Consider the following 16618-nt stretch of genomic DNA (forward strand, 5'->3'; position numbering starts at 1 on the left):
GGGTCATGCGCAACCCCGTAGGCTTCTGGCATGATCATCTCATGTTGCCAGAGCAGCGTTTTACGGACACCGACGCCTGTGTGCAGCTTATCGTCGAGCGGCTGGGCGCCGATCTACGAGTTGCCGCTCCTTTGGGGCTTGGCAAGCCGCACGGTTTGCTCAATGCGCTGTACGGCTTGATGCAGGCCGACACCTGGCGATCGATGACCTTGTATACCGCGCTGTCGCTGACGCGTCCGCGTACCAAGCCTGGGCTGGAAGCGCGTTTTCTTGGTCCGTTCCTGGAGCGTCACTTCGGTGCGGATTGCATCGACCCGCAGTATGCGATCGATCAGCAGCTAGGCAAGTTACCGTCCAATGTGGCCGTGCATGAGTTCTATATGCAATCGGGTGCCTTGCTCCATTCGGGCAGTGCCCAGCGCAACCACATAAGCCAGAACTACACCCATGTGGCGCGCGATCTGGTGGTGCAGGACATCAACCTGCTGGTGCAACTGGTATCGCGCCGCGACACGCCTGGGGGCGTGCGTTACAGCCTTTCCTGCAATCCGGATCTGACGCTGGATTTTCTGGATCGCGTGAAGGCTGCCGGCAAGGGGCGGCCATTGTGCGTGGCAGTGGTGCATCCTGCTTTGCCTTACATGGCCGGTAACGCTGAGGTACCCCACGATTTTTTCGATCTCGAATTGACGCCGCCTTCCTCGCCACCGCTGTTTGCTTTGCCGCGCAGCCCAGTGGATGTCACCGAATACGCGTTGGGCCTGCATGCTAGCGCCCTGGTGAAAGATGGTGGTTGTCTACAGATCGGCATTGGCACCTTGTCCGACGCGCTGGTGAAAGGCTTGTTGTTGCGCCATCAGGACAACGTAGCCTGGCGACAGGCGCTGCTCGCTTTGGACACTGCTGGCGCGACCCATGCGCTGGCAGTGCGCATGGGTGGTTTGGCCAGTTTCAAGGCAGGCTTGTACGGTGCCAGCGAAATGGTAATGGATGGCTTCATGCATCTGGCCAAGGCCGGTGTACTCAAGCGACGAAGTTGGGACAACCTGGCACTGGAGCGCGCTGCCGCGGTGGGCCGTCTGCCGGATGATGTGCCAGGTGGCCATTACTTGCGTGGCGGTTTCTTCCTCGGTTCGCGTGATCTTTACGATTGGCTGGAGGTCACTGTTGGCAGCGATCCGGATGCGATCGACATGTGCCGCATCTCCAACATCAACCAGCTCTACGGCGACCACCAGCAACTGGCCATGCTGCAACGGCGTGGTGCACGCTTCTTCAATACCTGCATGATGGCAACCCTGCTTGGTTCGGTGATCTCCGACGGGCTGGAAGATGGTCATGTCGTCAGCGGCGTGGGTGGGCAGTACAACTTCGTGGCGATGGCCCATGAGCTTTCCGATGGACGCTCGATCTTGATGCTGCGTTCCACCCGCAAGGGGCGCAATGGTGTGGAGACGAATATCCGCTGGAATTACGGCTATACCACCATTCCGCGCCATCTGCGCGATATCGTGATCACTGAATACGGCGTAGCGGATTTGCGCGGAAAAAGCGACAGCGAATGCATTGAAGCGATGCTGGCGATCAGCGATGCACGTTTTATCGATGCCCTTGCGGCGGAAGCTAAATTGCACGGAAAACTCGCGGCGGATTTCAAGATTCCCGACGCATGGCGCCATCATCAACCGGAGGCTTTGAAAGAAGCATTGGCCACGCCGGTGCGCAAAGGTTTGATGCCGCCATTCCCGTTTGGCAGTGACTTTACCGAGATCGAGCAACGCCTTTTGCCAGCGCTGGAATGGCTAAAATCCTCCAGTGCCAACTGGAAGGGGCGCTGGCGTCTGCTTGAAGCTTTTTTGCGCCCGGGGGAGCCGTGTGTCGAGGAGGCGGCTGCGCTGGAACGGATGGGATGGGTGGATGCAGTCAGTATGAGCGATCGCTTGCAGCGTCGTCTTTTGCAGGCGGCCCTGCGCCAACGGGGAACGTAACCCTCATGGTCGTCATTCCCGTTGATCAAGCCAGGCAAACTGGACGAAGAAGAAATCCTCCTGACACGCACGCATCCGCGCATGGGTTACGACATGCCGCAGCGAATCGATTTTCTGCACAAAGACCATGGCGCTCAATTTGGCCCATTGAAATCGTTACCGGCCAGGATGCGGGAGACGGGCATGCTGGGCAGATTTCGCCAATGTTCTGGATCAAACGGCACCGATACCAGCGTGGCGATCTTGCGAAGAAAGGCGCTGCGCGGCATTTCCGTGGCGCCAAGGTACAGTAGATGCGGATTGCTGACCTGCGCATCGATCAAGGGAAAACCCCATCGATGCAACAACGCAGCCAGAGCGCATAGCGCAAGCTTCGATCCGCCACTGCAGGCGCTGAACATCGACTCGCCGCAAAACAGCTTGCCGATTGAAACACCATAGATACCGCCGACAAGGTGGTCTTCCTCCCACACTTCCACGCTGTGCGCATGGCCTTGCTCGTGAAGTGCGCCGTAAGCGTCGATCATCGCCGGGCTGATCCAGGTGCCGGCCTGGTTTTGGCGTGGTGCCGCACAGGCTTTCATGACTTGTCCAAACACGCGATCGACCGTTATTCGCCACGCTTTGTTGGCGATGGCGCGACGCAGACTACGGTTTGGATGCAGTTGATCGGTAAGAAAAATACAGCGTGGATCAGGGGACCACCACAGGATCGGCTCACCCTCGCTGAACCAGGGAAAGATGCCGTGGGTGTACGCGGCCTTCAGTCGTTCGGGTGAAAGATCGCCGCCGAAAGCAAGCAGGCCGTTAGGGTCGACGAGCGCCGTGCGCGGATCGGGGAAATGATCCGGGGCATGGTCATCAAGCAGCGGCAGGCGGATCATGATTTGGCGTAGGGGCTGTGGTCGAGCAGCTCTCGGACATAAGCCTCCACGCCTTCGCGCTCCTGCGCAAGCGCACGATCTATCACGTCGCGAAAACCTTCATGCAACAGGTAGTGGCGAGAGTGCGTGCGCACCGGCAAAAAACCGCGTGCAAGCTTGTGCTCGCCTTGCGCACCGGGTTCAAAACGTTCCAGCCCCTGCGCGATGGCGTATTCGATGCCCTGGTAGTAGCAAAGCTCGAAGTGCAGATCGGGCAGGTCGACGCAGGCTCCCCAATAGCGGCCATACAGGGTTGTCGCGCTGCGCAGCATCAAGGCGGCAGCGAGGATCTCCTCGCCTTGTCTTGCCAGAGCAAGCTGCACGGTATTCCCCAACTCCTTGCGCAGATACTGGAAGAACGGCTCGGTGAGCGCCGCATGATTGCCCTTGGCATCGAATGTCGATGTGTAGAGGGTGTGTATGCGCTGCCATGTTCGCGCATCCAGCTCCGCGCCACCGTGCATACCGATTTGCAAACCGTGACAGGTGACGCGCTGGCGTTCGTGCCGGATGTTCTTGCGCTTCTTATGGTTGAGCACAGCAAGAAACGCATCGAAGTCGGCATAGCCGCGATTGTGCCAATGGAACTGCACATCGTTGCGGGCCATCCAGTCGTCGTTGAAAGCTTCAAGGTCTGTATCCTGCAGAAAGTTGGAGTGGACGGAGGAGAGCTGCAAACACTCGGCCTGTTGCTGCATCGCTTGCACCAGCAACCCGCGCAAAGCAGGCGCTTGCGCCGGATCGCGACCTACCAGCAGGCGTGGACCCGTCACCGGAGAATAGGGCACTGCATTGAGCAGCTTCGGGTAGTAGTCGCCACCTGCACGCTCCCAGGTGCCGGCCCAGTTCCAGTCGAACACGAATTCGCCGTGCGAGTTGCCTTTCAGGTACAACGGCGCCGCGGCGATCAACTCGCCCTTGCGATAAAGACCAAAGTGATGCGCCTGCCAGCCCCACTCGGGGCGGATACAGCCTGTGTGCTCCAGGCCGGCAAGGAACGTGTGCGATAGAAAAGGATTGTCATCGGGCCGCAGCGCATCCCACTTCGCGCTGGGAATATCGGTGATGCTGTCGTGGAAGCGTGCTTCGATCACGCGCGGGCTGCATACATTACGTTGAGTTAGCGCCAATGGTACTAATTTAAGTCCGTCTCGCAATCGCTCGTCGCAGGTGAAACCTCGTAGGTTGGGGTGCAAACCCCAACGTTGTCGTACAGATGAGCATCACGACGTTGGGGTTTGCACCCCAACCTACGCAAGACTTGCCTCCTTCAGACATTCGATTTTTCCTGGATAGTCGTGCGCGAAAACGGGAATAACGGCGAGACAGGACTTCCACGAGACCTTAAGGGGCGCTTAAATTAGTGCCATTGGCGCTAACCTAACCACGCTTGAGTGTTCAGCCGGCGTGCTTGCCTTGATCCAGCCAGCGCTCCGCATCCAGTGCCGCCATGCAACCAAAACCGGCGGACGTCACTGCCTGGCGATAAACATGGTCCGCGACGTCGCCCGCCGCAAACACGCCCGGTACCGAGGTCATCGTCGCCATGCCTTCCAGACCGCTGCGGATCTTGATGTAGCCGTCGTGCATGTCAAGCTGGTCTTCAAAGATGCCAGTGTTCGGTGTGTGACCAATGGCCACGAAGAAACCGGTGGCTTCGATGTCGCGGGTGGTGCCGCTGTTGATGTCCTTCACGCGCACGCCGGTCACGCCGGATTCGTCGCCCAGCACTTCGCCAATCGTGTGGTTCCACACCAACTCGATCTTGCCGGCGGCGGCTTTCTCGAACAGCTTGTCCTGCATGATTTTCTCGGCGCGCAGTTTGTCGCGGCGATGCACCAGGTACACCTTGCGGCCGATGTTGGCCAGATACAGCGCCTCTTCCACGGCGGTGTTGCCGCCGCCGACCACGACTACATCCTGATCGCGGAAGAAGAAGCCGTCGCAGGTGGCGCAGGCGGAGACGCCCTTGCCCTTGTAGTGCTCTTCGCTGGGAATGCCCAGATACTTTGCCGTGGCGCCGGTGGCGATGATCAGCGCATCGCAGGTGTACTCGCCGGAATCGCCCTTCAGACGGAATGGGCGCTGCTTGAGATTGGCGGTGTGGATATGGTCGAACACCATCTCCGTCTCGAAACGTTCGGCATGTTCGGCCATGCGCTGCATCAGCTCCGGACCTTGCACGCCTTTCACGTCGCCCGGCCAGTTGTCGACGTCGGTGGTGATCATCAATTGGCCACCCTGCTGCAAGCCGGTGATCATGGTTGGCTTGAGGTTGGCGCGCGCAGCGTACACGGCAGCGGTGTAACCGGCGGGACCCGAGCCGAGAATCAGCAGGCGGCTATGTTTGGGGGTGGTCATTGCTATCATTCCTCAAGGGTTTGCTGGCGACTTGTACGGTGATTCGCTGAAACGGTGGCGCGGGTTGCACGCGTTCCCCGGAAGTCCGCAAGGATGGGGAAGTCGCTGGGGCTATTCAAGGCATCGACGGGGTTGGATCGCCATTCATCTGCAATCCAGCCAGTTAGGTCATGCTCAACCGCGCGCGAGATGAGCGGCGAGAGCGTCTTAACGCACTGATTTCGCAAAACTCATCCGGGTTGGCGCCCGGCAGGGTCTTTTGTGCCGGGGGCGCCGCTAACCACCTTTGCACCTTGTTACACTGCGTCGCGCAAATCTATGCCAAATCCCGAAACCAAGGAAAAAGACTCCGGTGGCGCGTAGCGCGAACGTACAAAAGGAAACGCCAAAGGTGGGCATGAGCGAGGAGCTCAAGCGCCGCCTGCGCGAGGCCGGCGCACTCTTGTTGCTGCCGCTGGCGTTGTATCTGCTGGTTTGCCTGCTTAGCTACGAGGGTGCGGATCCAAGCTGGTCGCATGCCGACACCAGTGGGCACGTGTATAACCTGGGTGGCACGGTGGGTGCCTATATTGCCGATCTCTTGCGCTACCTGTTCGGTGGCGTGGCCTATTTCTTCCCCTTGCTGTTGTTGTTCCTGGGCGTGCAGGTGTTGCGCAACCATGGCGTGCGCAGCGTGCAGCCGTGGGAGCCCTCGCTGCGCCTGATCGGTTCGGTGTTCTTCTTCATCACTTTGCCGGGCCTGTGCTGGATCAATTTTCCGGACAGCAGCATGGGGCCGGAAGGTGCTGGCGGCGTGATCGGCCACGCCATCGGCCACGGCCTGCTGGGCGCCTTCGGTGACAAGGGTGCGCCGCTGCTGCTGCTGGCCCTGTTCCTGATGGCGGTAACCTTGGCCACCGGTTTGTCTTGGTTCAAATTGATGGATCTGACCGGGCAGGGCGTGGTGATGCTGTTTTCCTGGTTTGGCGGCAAGCTGCGCGAAGCGCCGGAAGTGATTGCCGCACATCAGGCGCGGGTTGAACGCGAGGCCGTGAAGAAGGCCGAGGCTGTCAAACAGGCCAAGCGCGAACCTGTGCGCATCGAGGCGCTCGCAGCGCCGGTGGTGAAGAGTGGGCGCGCGCACGTGGAAACGCAGATCCCGTTATTTGTAGGCACCGCACAGCCGGGGGAGCTGCCGCCGCTGTCGTTGCTGGATGAGGCGCCCGAGCAAGGCCCGGGCTATTCGGAGGAAACGCTGGAAGTGTTGTCACGCCAGGTCGAGCTGAAGTTGAAAGACTTCAAGATCGAGGTCAAGGTGGTCGGCGTCTATCCCGGTCCGGTGATTACCCGCTTCGAGCTGGAGCCTGCCGCTGGCGTGCGCGGCAGCCAGGTGTCGAGCCTGGACAAGGATATTGCGCGCGGCCTTTCCGTGGTCAGCGTGCGCGTGGTCGATGTGATTCCGGGCAAGAACGTGATCGGCCTGGAAATTCCCAATGCCAAGAAACAGATCGTCTACCTTTCCGAAATCCTGCGCTCCGACAAATACGACCAGCAAAAATCGCCGCTGGCGCTAGCACTGGGCAAGGACATCGCCGGCCGGCCGACGGTCACCGATCTGGCCAAGATGCCGCACTTGCTGGTGGCCGGTACCACCGGTTCGGGTAAGTCGGTGGCGGTGAACGCCATGGTGCTAAGCCTGCTCTACAAGGCCAGCGCCAAAGACGTGCGCATGATCATGATCGACCCGAAGATGCTGGAGCTTTCGGTCTACGAAGGTATTCCGCATCTGTTGGCGCCGGTCGTCACTGACATGAAGGAAGCCGCCAACGCGCTGCGCTGGTGCGTGGCCGAGATGGAGCGTCGCTACAAACTGATGGCTGCGGTCGGCGTGCGTAATCTGGCCGGCTTCAACAAGAAAGTGAAGGATGCCGAGAACGCCGGCCAGCCCCTGCTTGATCCGCTATTCCGTCCCAATCCAGAGATGCCGAACCTGGCTGCCGAACCGCTGGAGACGCTGCCTTACATCGTCGTGATCATCGACGAATTCGCCGACATGATGATGATCGTTGGCAAGAAAGTGGAAGAGTTGATCGCCCGGCTCGCCCAGAAAGCGCGCGCGGCCGGCATGCATCTGGTGCTTGCCACGCAGCGTCCATCGGTGGATGTGATCACCGGCCTGATCAAGGCCAATATCCCCACCCGTATTGCCTTCCAGGTGTCGAGCAAGATCGACTCGCGCACGATTCTCGATCAGTCCGGCGCGGAAACCCTGCTTGGCCACGGTGACATGCTGTACCTCCCGCCCGGCACCGCCACGCCCGAGCGCGTGCACGGCGCCTTCGTCGACGATCACGAAGTGCACAACGTGGTCGCATGGCTCAAGGCCCAGGGGGCGCCGCAATACATCGAAGGTGTGCTCGAAGAAGTGCAGGCGACCAGCGACGGCAAATTCATCAACGACGTCGGCCTGCCGCAGGAAGGTGAGGAGGGTGGCGATGTCGACGCGCAGCTCTACGACAAGGCTGTGTGCATCGTCACCGAAACCCGCCGTGCTTCGATCTCCGGCGTGCAGCGTCATTTGCGCATCGGTTACAACCGCGCTGCGCGTTTGATCGAGCAGATGGAGCAGGATGGCGTGGTCAGTGCGCCCCAGCACAATGGTAATCGCGAGGTGCTGGCGCCACCGCCGCCGAAGCACTGAGGCGTTCTTGTGGACGCGGCCCAACATTCTCGCAATGTCAGTCCCTCTCCCCCGTTAAGCATCGCCGCCGCACACTTACCCATTACGCTCCCTCGGAAACAGGACTTATGAAACGTTTTCGCCTCACAGCTCTTGCCGGCTGGTTCGCGTTGTCTCTCGCCAGTCTGGTCCATGCCGCCACTGGCCCGGCGCGGGCACGGTTAGATGCTTTTGCTCAGGGGCTGCACGCCGTCTCCGGCAACTTCAGTCAGTCCATGACCAACCCTAGCGGCAAGGTTCAGATCAGCAGCGGCACCTTGGTGCTCGAAGCACCGCATCAATTCCGCTGGGACACGCGCACACCCTACAAACAAACCATCGTGGCGGACGGCAGTCGCGTGTGGCTGTACGACCCGGATCTGGAACAGGTCACCGTACGCAAGCAGGACACCGAAGAAGCGCACAGCCCGCTGACTGTGCTGACCGACCTCAAGCAGCTCGATAAGGCATTCACCGTCACGGAGCAGGGCGAACGTGATGGTCTGGTGTGGCTGCGCCTCACCTCCAACGGGCAGGATCCGCAATTCAGTTACGCCGACCTCGGTTTCGATGCGAATGGTTTGGCACGGATGCAATTCAAGGACCAGCTCGGCGCCACCACCGACATTCGCTTCTCCAACTGGAAGCGCAATCCGGACATCCCATCGCAGGATTTCAACTTCACGCCGCCGAAGGGCGCAGACGTCATTGGCGATCTGCCGGAACTGACCACGCAGCCGCTGAAAAACTGATCCACCTGCCATGATCCGCTAGTTGCCACGTTAGGCATGGATCGGCGGTGGCCTGCTCTGCTGGCTGCCGGGTGTATCAACGCGGTCGGTTATCTGTGCTTCCGCCATCAGCCAGTGATGCACCTCACCGGCACCAGCACCGTGTTTGGCATTTCGATAGCACACGGCGATACGTCGGAAGCCTTGCACTGGGCGATAAGCATCGGATCGGCGCGATGGTCAGCGGTTTCATCGTGAAGCAGCGCGCGTTGCAGCTCGGCCGCCGTTAGGGTGAGGTGCTGATGATCGAATTGCAGCTGCTGTTTGCGGCTACGCCGCTGATTCATGAGGCGAACGATTTTGGCTTAGTCCCATATAGCGCGCCCTGTATAGGCGGAATATCCCTAATGGCGGTGCGTGATGAATGTGTGAAAGTTCGGCACAAATCCTTTGTGGTTGCTGTGCTGTTTAAAGCACGGAGAAATTCCAATCGCCGTTCGCGGCGTTTGCACTTGCGGCCATCAGGGAGAGGGGCTCACCCAACTGTCTTTTCTTATAGGCGATACTTATTCAGCGTTGCCTTAAGTTGAGAACCTCAGGGCACGGCCAGTCACACCGAATGCCCTATCATCCCCCGATGGAACGACGCGACGTACACACCCCGCAACTGTTCGGCAGCGACGCGGAAGAACTCAAGCCACTTGCCGAGCGCATGCGCCCGCGCACCCTCGACGAAATCGTCGGCCAGCAACGCCTGCTTGCACCGGGCAAGGCTTTGCGGCGCGCACTGGAAGCCGGTCGCGTGCATTCCATGGTGCTGTGGGGGCCGCCGGGTTGCGGCAAGACCACACTCGCGCTGCTGGTAGCGCGCTATGCGGATGCGGACTTCCGCGCCATCTCCGCCGTGCTGTCCGGACTGCCGGATGTGCGCAAGGCACTCGCCGAAGCCGAAGTGAATTTCGCGCAAGGCCGGCGCACCGTGCTGTTCGTCGACGAGGTGCACCGCTTCAACAAAGCGCAGCAGGATGCCTTCTTGCCGCACATCGAGCGCGGCGTGATCATTTTCATCGGCGCCACCACGGAAAACCCATCGTTCGAATTGAACTCCGCGTTGCTGTCACGCTGTCGCGTACACGTGCTGGATGTGGTGTCGGTGGACGACATCGTCGCCGCCTTGCAACGCGCACTTGCCGATGCCGAACGCGGCTTGGGCGCGATGCAACTCGAAGTAGCCGATTCAGCCTTGCACCTGATCGCCCAAGCCGCCGATGGCGACGTGCGTCGTGCGCTCACGCTTCTGGAGATCGCCGCGGAACTGGCAGACGGCCACGTGATCGACGAAACCACGCTCGAACAAGTGCTGGCCGATCGCACCCGCCGTTTCGATAAGGGCGGCGAGCAGTTCTATGACCAGATTTCAGCGCTGCACAAATCGGTGCGTTCCTCCAATCCCGATGCCGCGGTGTATTGGCTGGTACGCATGCTCGATGGTGGTTGCGATCCGCGCTATCTCGCTCGCCGCCTGACGCGCATGGCGGTGGAAGATGTTGGCCTGGCCGAACCACGCGCGTGGCGCATGGCGCTGGATGCGTGGGATACCTACGAACGCCTAGGCAGCCCGGAAGGTGAGCTGGGCCTGGCGCAATTGGCGATCTGGCTAGCTATGGCACCCAAAAGCAATGCTGCCTACATGGCCTACAACCAGGCGCGCGCCGTCGTCGGCGAAACCGGCACGCTTGAGGTGCCGATGCACCTGCGCAATGCGCCGACCAGACTGATGAAGGGTCTCGGCTATGGCAAGGGCTATCAATACGATCACGATGCCGAAGGCGGCATCGCGCTTGATCAGCAATGCTTGCCGGATGCGCTGGAAGGTACCGAGTTCTATCAGCCCATGGAACGCGGACTCGAACTGAAGCTACGCGAAAAATTGCTGGCGTTGCGTGAAGCACGCGCGCAAGCACGCAGCGCTAGAAAAGGGAAGCGCGGCTAACCGCTAGATAACCCAAATGGGCTGTCAGTTACCCTGCCGTTGTTGAAATAGCGACTTTGCACAAAGGCAATATCATCTTCGACGTCGCTTCAGTCGAAACGGAAAAAGCTGTGCTTGGCCTTTAACTAGCCGATTTGCAGAATGCAATAGACCTGGGCGAGGACACCAGGGCGGCTACCGGCAATGGTGGGCGTTGCAGGTCAATCCAGCCATAATTATACTTAAATATAACTCACGTCACTGAAGGTGCCTCATGTACACCACCTATCTGCGCAAAGTCGGCGGCTCGGTCATGCTGGCCGTCCCACCTGCTTTCCTTGATCAATTGCACCTGCAAGTCGGCGCGACGGTCGGCTTGGCTGTGGACCACGGTCGCTTGGTGGTCGAACCGAACGCGCGGCCGCGCTACACCTTGGATGAACTGCTGGCCGCCTCGGACTACAGCCAACCGGAAGCCGCCGATAATCGAGAGTGGATCGATGCGCCGGCCGTGGGCGGCGAGCTGCTATGAACCGTGGCGACATTTACCTGGTGTCGCTCGATCCGACGGCGAGCCACGAACAAAGCGGAAGCCGACCCGTGCTGATCGTGACTCCGACCGCATTCAACACAACCACTAAGTTGCCCGTAGTGCTGCCGATCACTAACGGTGGGGAGTTTGCGCGTCGGCTCGGTTTTGCCGTGCCGATCACTGGCGTCAAAACCACCGGGATCGTGCGATGCGATCAACCGTGCGTGCTTGATCTCGCTGCGCGGGGTGGGCGTAAGGTAGATACGCTGCCGGTGGCGATCATGGACGAAGTGCTGGCGAAGGTTGCCACGCTGTTTGAGTAACATCGGCCTGATGCGGGCAACGGAGCGGGGCGTGTGCCGCGTTGCGACGGTGCATGCCCCGCAGCGATAATTCCCCGTTCTTGCCCCGATATCGGATCCCGAACATGTTGGACCCCGCATTGCTGCGTTCGCGCTTGGCCGAAACCGCCGCGCGTCTCAAGGAAACCCGAGGCTTCGCGCTCGACGTCGCTGCCGTGGAGGCACTGGAAAACCAACGCAAGCACTTGTCCACCGAAACCCAGGAGCTACAGAACCTGCGCAACACCCGCTCCAAGGCCATCGGCCAGGCCAAGGCCAAGGGCGAGGACGTAGCGCCACTGATGGTCGAAGTCACCGGCATCGGCGACAAACTCAAGGCCAACGAGCAGGCCCTGGCGGACGTGCAGGCCAAGTTGTCCGACATTGCCTTGCTGATCCCCAATATCCCGCACGAATCCGTGCCAGTCGGCAGAGACGAAGCCGACAACAAGGAAATCAGCCGCTGGGGCACGCCGCGCAACTTCGACTTTGAAGTGAAAGACCACGTCGACCTTGGCGAGCGCCACGGCTGGCTCGATGGCGGAGCCGGCGCCAAACTCTCCGGTGCGCGCTTCACGGTACTACGCGGCCAGCTCGCCCAGCTCCATCGTGCGCTTGGCCAGTTCATGATCGACCTGCACACGCGCGAGCACGGCTATCTGGAATGCAACGTGCCGGTGCTGGTCAACAGCGACACCATGTACGGCACCACCCAGTTGCCGAAGTTCGAAGAAGATCTCTTCGCCACACAGGTCGGCGATTCGCGTCGTTACCTGATTCCGACGGCCGAGGTCTCGCTGACCAACCTCGTGCGCGACACCATCCAGGACACCGACGCACTGCCGCTGCGTTTCACTGCGCATTCGCTGTGCTTCCGCGCCGAAGCCGGCAGCTACGGCCGCGATGTGCGCGGCATGATCCGCCAGCACCAGTTCGAGAAAGTGGAAATGGTGCAGGTGGCGCGTGCCAGCGAATCCTATGTGCAGCTTGAAGAAATGGTCGGCCACGCCGAAAAGGTGCTGCAAAAACTCAACCTGCCATACCGCAAGCTGTTGCTATGCACCGGCGACATGGGCTTCCAATCATCCAAAACCTACGACCTGGAAGTGTGGCTGCCCAGCCAGAACACCTACCGCGAAATTTCCAGTTGCTCCAACTGCGAAGACTTCCAGTCGCGCCGCCTGCAAGCCCGCGTGCGCAACCCCGAAACCAACAAGTCCGAACTGGTGCACACCCTCAACGGCTCTGGCCTCGCCGTCGGCCGCACGTTGATCGCGGTGATGGAGAACTACCAGAATTCCGATGGTTCCATCACCATTCCCGAAGCCCTTCGCCCCTACATGGGAGGCACGGGGAAAGTCGCATGAACACATCGGCGCGCACGTCCTGGGACAAAGTAGAGTTCTACACCAGCTACTTCCTGATGTTTGTGCTCGCCTCGGTGATCGGCACACGCCTAAGCTTCGCCACCGTGTGGGAGCTGTCCACCCGGGACCTGGTGCTCAACATCATCGCTCTGGTGTGGGTGGTGGCCAGTTTCTGGATCGCCCGCAAACGCCGTAGCTGGCGCTTGTGGATCATCGCCTTCGCCACCGCCACCCAGATGGTGCCGATGATCGTGCACCATCCCGCTACGCTGTTCCCCGTGCTGGGCGGCCTGATTCCGGTGATCATCATGGTGTGGGCGCTGTTTGCGTTGTCTCGCAAAGGCTCAAATAGCCCTCGGGTGCGTGGTTCCTGATAGGATTATTGAGCTCGCAAGATGGGCCGGGCCTGCAAGCCACCCCCAATAACGTGGTTTAAGGCAGCAGTCTTGACGCGAAGGCAGGAAGCCGAAGCGAACATCGGCAAAGCCGATGGCCCCGAAGGGGTGTAGGGCAGGATGCCCGGAATCAAACTGCCGTAGAGGTGCGCAAGGCGCACCTGCTTGCGGAGTAAAACGGAGAGATGGCCGAGTGGTTTAAGGCAGCAGTCTTGACGCGAAGGCAGGAAGCCGAAGCGAACATCGGCAAAGCCGATGGCCCCAAAGGGGTGTAGGGCAGGATGCCCGGAATCAAACTGCCGTAGAGGTGCGCAGGCGCACCTGCTTGCGGAGTAAAACGGAGAGATGGCCGAGTGGTTTAAGGCAGCAGTCTTGAAAACTGCCGTAGGTGTAAGCCTACCGTGGGTTCGAATCCCACTCTCTCCGCCAAGTCAAAGCCTGGCCCGGCGCAGCGTGGACAGACAAAGCTCTTCGGCCAATGCGCCCTACGCAGCGCTTGCGCGCAACGCACTTCTGTGCCGAATTGTTCCAGAAACGCTGCCAGCGACATCCCACACTGCATTTGAACCGCATTTATCGCCATGATCGTGGCCTCCGCATGAGTGGGTGGCCTTCAGCGTCGCCTGCGTCGCAATGGCTGCGACGCGAGCTGAACTTCGGAACGAATCAGGTCATTTTTTCTAAATCCATTAAAGCTGACTATACGGTGTTTGCGGATTTCGGCGATCGTGACCGCGTATTTCGGTTGATCGTGACCGGTCAGCGCCAGTCATTGTGCGGTGCACTCGAGTGTAACTGGACCGGTCACGATGAGGTATCGGCGGCTGGCTTGGCGGAGGACTTTCGGCGCATCGATTCGCCCTTCAGCACGATGCGATGAGAGCGGTGTACGAGACGGTCGAGGATGGCATCGGCGAGGGTGGGATCGTTGAGCCAGGCGTGCCAGTGTTCGATCGGTAGCTGGCTGGTGATGAGGGTCGATTTGCCGTTGCCGCGATCGTCGATGACCTCCAGCAGATCATGGCGCGCCGCCTGATCGAGCGGTGTCATGCCCCAATCGTCAAGGATTAGCACGTCGATGCGCGCCAACTGAGCAAGCACGCGACCGAAGCTGCCGTCGGCGTGGGCGATGCGTAGCATCTCGGCGAGGCGTGGCACACGCTGATACAGCACCGGGAAGCCTTGGCGGCAGGCATGTTGTCCAAGCGCACACGCCAGCCACGTTTTACCAACCCCGGTCGGACCGGTCAGCAACACACTTTGCCCCTGCCGGATCCAGTCGCCGCCGGACAAGGTGGCGATCAGGCGTTTGTCGATACCGCGGTCGGCGCTGTACTGCACATCTTCCAGGCAGGCCTGGGCGTGTTTGAGCTTGGCCACACGAAGTAATCGTTCCTGCCGTCGACCGTCACGCCAATGGCGTTCGCGATCGACCAGCATGCCGAGCCGATCTTCGAACGGCAGATCGTGACAGGCCGGCAACAGGCGCTGTTCTTCCAGCGCCTGTGCCATGCCGTCGAGCTTGAGGGCACGCAAGTGTTCAAGGGTGGGATGGATCAACAAGGTGGTCTCCTTTTCAGTGAGTGGTGGGTGGATCGCGGTAATAGGTGGGGCCACGCAGGTTGACGTGGTCGGGTGTGACCCAGTCGGTTTGGGCGATGGCGCTGGGCAAGGGGTGTTGATCGAGCTTGTTGTGCAGGATCGACTGCACGGATTTGCGCGTGCGCGAACCGATCGCCCACGCGCGTGCGCAGGCCGCTTCCAGGCGGTCGTCGCCGTACTGGCGCGCGAGCGCCAGCAGCCCCAGGCAACTGCGATAGCCCATCTCCGGATGCGGGCGCTCGGTCAGCAGGTGCTCGACCAACTGACGGGTTGCCGCGCCGATCGTGTCGGCCCAGTGCAGGAAGCGACCGGGTGACCATTCCCGATGCGCACGATGTGCGGCCGGCATGTGGTCGGCGACGGTGGTGTGGCGTCCGCGCGCCGGGGAGCGGACGTGGCTGGCGATGCGCTGGCCGGCATGCAGGATCTCGACGGTGGTGTCGGTGATGCGCGCCTCGACGGTCTTGCGTACCAGGCTATGCGGCACGCTGTAGTAATGGCCATCGACCTCGATGTGGTAATCGATGTTGACCTTGCACGGCTTGAAGCGCGCCGGCTCATAGGGTTGCGCCGGCAAGGGCATCAGGGCGGGACGGTCGATCGTCTCGAACCACGAACGGCGCGAGCCGTCGAGCTTCTTGAACGGCCGTGCATTCAAGTCCGTCAGCAGGTCGGCGATGGCGTGATTGAGAGCGCTGAAGGTAAAAAAGCACGGATGGCGCAAGCGCGCGAGGATCCAGCGCTCGACCACCTGCACGCCGACCTCGACCTTGGCCTTGTCCTGCGGGCGTCGTGGGCGGGCCGGCAGGATCGCCATGCCGTAATGCTCTGCACACACCTGCGTAGCACGGTTGAGCACGGGCTCGTAGCGATCCGGCTGGGTGATCAGCGCGCGCGGATTGTCAGGTACCACCAGCGCCGGCACGCCACCAAAAAATGCCAACGCCTGCGTCAAGCCGCGCAGCCAGTCGATCTGCGTTTCGCCCGGTGTGGCGCAGGCATAGGTGAAACTGGACGCACCCAGCACGGCCACGAAGATGTGCGCTCGCCGCAGCTCGCCGGTGTCGGGGTTGACGACGCCAAGGGTGGGGCCGGCGTAGTCGATAAACAGCTTTTCACCGGCAACGTGCAACTGACGCATCGAGCGGCGCAGCGAGGCCGTGTAGTCGTGGAGGTGCTGGCAAAACTGGGTGTATTGGTACGTGAGACGGCCAGCGTTCGCGTCGCAGTATTCCTGCCACAACAATTGTCGCGTGACGCCTTTGCGGCGCAACTCCCGATGCACCCATGGCAGATCGATGGGTGCCCGCTCGCCACGCACGGCGGGTGGTGACATACACAGCTGGGCGGCAATCGCGTTGTCGTCTATGGCGGACAGGCCGGGCCAGTCCAGTCCGGCGGCCGTGGCACGTTTCACGTACTTGCTGACCACGCCCTTGGACAGACCCAAGGCCAAGGCGATGCATTCGTGCGAGAGGTCGCACTCCAGCTTCAGTCGAAGACATTCTTTGATCTTGCGCATAGCTACTCGCGGGGTCGGCATCGCCACTCCAAAAAGCCGTGGAGGATGCCGTTGCGTTGAAGTTATGCACAACGAGGGGCGCGTTTCGGTAAGCCGTGACCGCTGATTTCGGTGACCGTCGAAAATCGGTCACGATCAACCGAAACGGGCGGTCACGGCTTACCGAAATGACCGGTCACGCCTTAC

Annotated in this window: 14 protein-coding genes, 1 tRNA gene and 1 pseudogene; 10 read left to right on the forward strand and 6 right to left on the reverse strand. The window is 60.7% G+C overall.

The features are described from left to right. The first annotated feature begins 41 nt into the window (after positions 1-41). Complete coding sequence (locus EO087_RS14705; protein ID WP_128899978.1) at positions 42-1988, forward strand: acetyl-CoA hydrolase/transferase C-terminal domain-containing protein; 1947 nt, start codon at positions 42-44, stop codon at positions 1986-1988. Between the two features lie 134 nt (positions 1989-2122). Here EO087_RS14705 and aat read toward each other — a convergent pair whose 3' ends face one another. The 3 genes from aat to trxB all read right to left on the reverse strand — a co-directional run bounded on the left by aat (position 2123) and on the right by trxB (position 5272). After that, a complete protein-coding gene (gene aat / locus EO087_RS14710; RefSeq protein ID WP_128899521.1) occupies positions 2123-2872 on the reverse strand; it encodes a leucyl/phenylalanyl-tRNA--protein transferase in 750 nt (249 codons plus the stop codon). Then, positions 2869-4005 (reverse strand): GNAT family N-acetyltransferase, encoded by a 1137-nt coding sequence (locus EO087_RS14715; RefSeq protein ID WP_128899522.1) that lies wholly within the window; start codon positions 4003-4005, stop codon positions 2869-2871. Before EO087_RS14715 ends, aat begins: the two co-directional genes overlap by 4 nt. A 304-nt stretch (positions 4006-4309) precedes the next feature. Next, positions 4310-5272, reverse strand: coding sequence for a thioredoxin-disulfide reductase (trxB, locus tag EO087_RS14720; RefSeq protein ID WP_128899523.1), 963 nt, complete (start codon positions 5270-5272; stop codon positions 4310-4312). Between the two features lie 397 nt (positions 5273-5669). Between trxB and EO087_RS14725 the strand changes: the two genes are divergently transcribed. The 9 genes from EO087_RS14725 (at position 5670) to EO087_RS14765 (ending at position 13737) form a co-directional block, all read left to right on the forward strand. Continuing rightward, positions 5670-7952, forward strand: a complete 2283-nt coding sequence (locus EO087_RS14725) for a DNA translocase FtsK (protein WP_164931863.1) — start codon at positions 5670-5672, stop codon at positions 7950-7952. 107 nt (positions 7953-8059) lie between these two features. After that, positions 8060-8722 carry an outer membrane lipoprotein chaperone LolA gene (lolA, locus tag EO087_RS14730; RefSeq protein ID WP_128899525.1) on the forward strand — a complete coding sequence of 221 codons (663 nt, stop codon included), beginning with the start codon at positions 8060-8062 and terminating at the stop codon, positions 8720-8722. 117 nt (positions 8723-8839) lie between these two features. Next, positions 8840-8959, forward strand: a complete 120-nt coding sequence (locus tag EO087_RS16825; RefSeq protein WP_240669212.1) for a hypothetical protein — start codon at positions 8840-8842, stop codon at positions 8957-8959. 379 nt (positions 8960-9338) lie between these two features. Then, positions 9339-10694 (forward strand): replication-associated recombination protein A, encoded by a 1356-nt coding sequence (locus tag EO087_RS14740; RefSeq protein WP_128899979.1) that lies wholly within the window; start codon positions 9339-9341, stop codon positions 10692-10694. 253 nt (positions 10695-10947) lie between these two features. Continuing rightward, the gene (locus EO087_RS14745; RefSeq protein WP_128899526.1) at positions 10948-11205 is read left to right on the forward strand and encodes an antitoxin; all 258 of its coding nucleotides are present in this window, start codon (positions 10948-10950) and stop codon (positions 11203-11205) included. After that, on the forward strand, positions 11202-11528 hold the full coding sequence (locus EO087_RS14750; protein ID WP_128899527.1) for a type II toxin-antitoxin system PemK/MazF family toxin: 327 nt from the start codon (positions 11202-11204) through the stop codon (positions 11526-11528). Before EO087_RS14745 ends, EO087_RS14750 begins: the two co-directional genes overlap by 4 nt. Positions 11529-11632: 104 nt before the next feature. Next, positions 11633-12913, forward strand: a complete 1281-nt coding sequence (gene serS / locus EO087_RS14755) for a serine--tRNA ligase (protein ID WP_128899528.1) — start codon at positions 11633-11635, stop codon at positions 12911-12913. Then, positions 12910-13287: an LrgA gene (locus EO087_RS14760; RefSeq protein WP_128899529.1), complete on the forward strand. Its 378-nt coding sequence runs from the start codon at positions 12910-12912 to the stop codon at positions 13285-13287. Before serS ends, EO087_RS14760 begins: the two co-directional genes overlap by 4 nt. Positions 13288-13647: 360 nt before the next feature. Beyond that, a tRNA-Ser gene (locus EO087_RS14765) sits at positions 13648-13737 on the forward strand. Positions 13738-13756: 19 nt separating this feature from the next. Here the strand turns inward: EO087_RS14765 and EO087_RS16830 are convergent. The 3 genes and pseudogenes from EO087_RS16830 to istA all read right to left on the reverse strand — a co-directional run. After that, positions 13757-13891, reverse strand: a pseudogene (locus EO087_RS16830) (IS1595 family transposase); the annotation flags it as partial. 221 nt (positions 13892-14112) lie between these two features. Continuing rightward, the gene (istB, locus tag EO087_RS14770; RefSeq protein ID WP_128897459.1) at positions 14113-14871 is read right to left on the reverse strand and encodes an IS21-like element helper ATPase IstB; all 759 of its coding nucleotides are present in this window, start codon (positions 14869-14871) and stop codon (positions 14113-14115) included. 13 nt (positions 14872-14884) lie between these two features. Beyond that, positions 14885-16453, reverse strand: coding sequence for an IS21 family transposase (gene istA, locus EO087_RS14775; RefSeq protein WP_128898324.1), 1569 nt, complete (start codon positions 16451-16453; stop codon positions 14885-14887). Between the last annotated feature and the right edge of the window lie 165 nt (positions 16454-16618).

The organism is Dyella sp. M7H15-1, from assembly GCF_004114615.1.
Taxonomy (GTDB): Bacteria; Pseudomonadota; Gammaproteobacteria; order Xanthomonadales; family Rhodanobacteraceae; genus Dyella_B.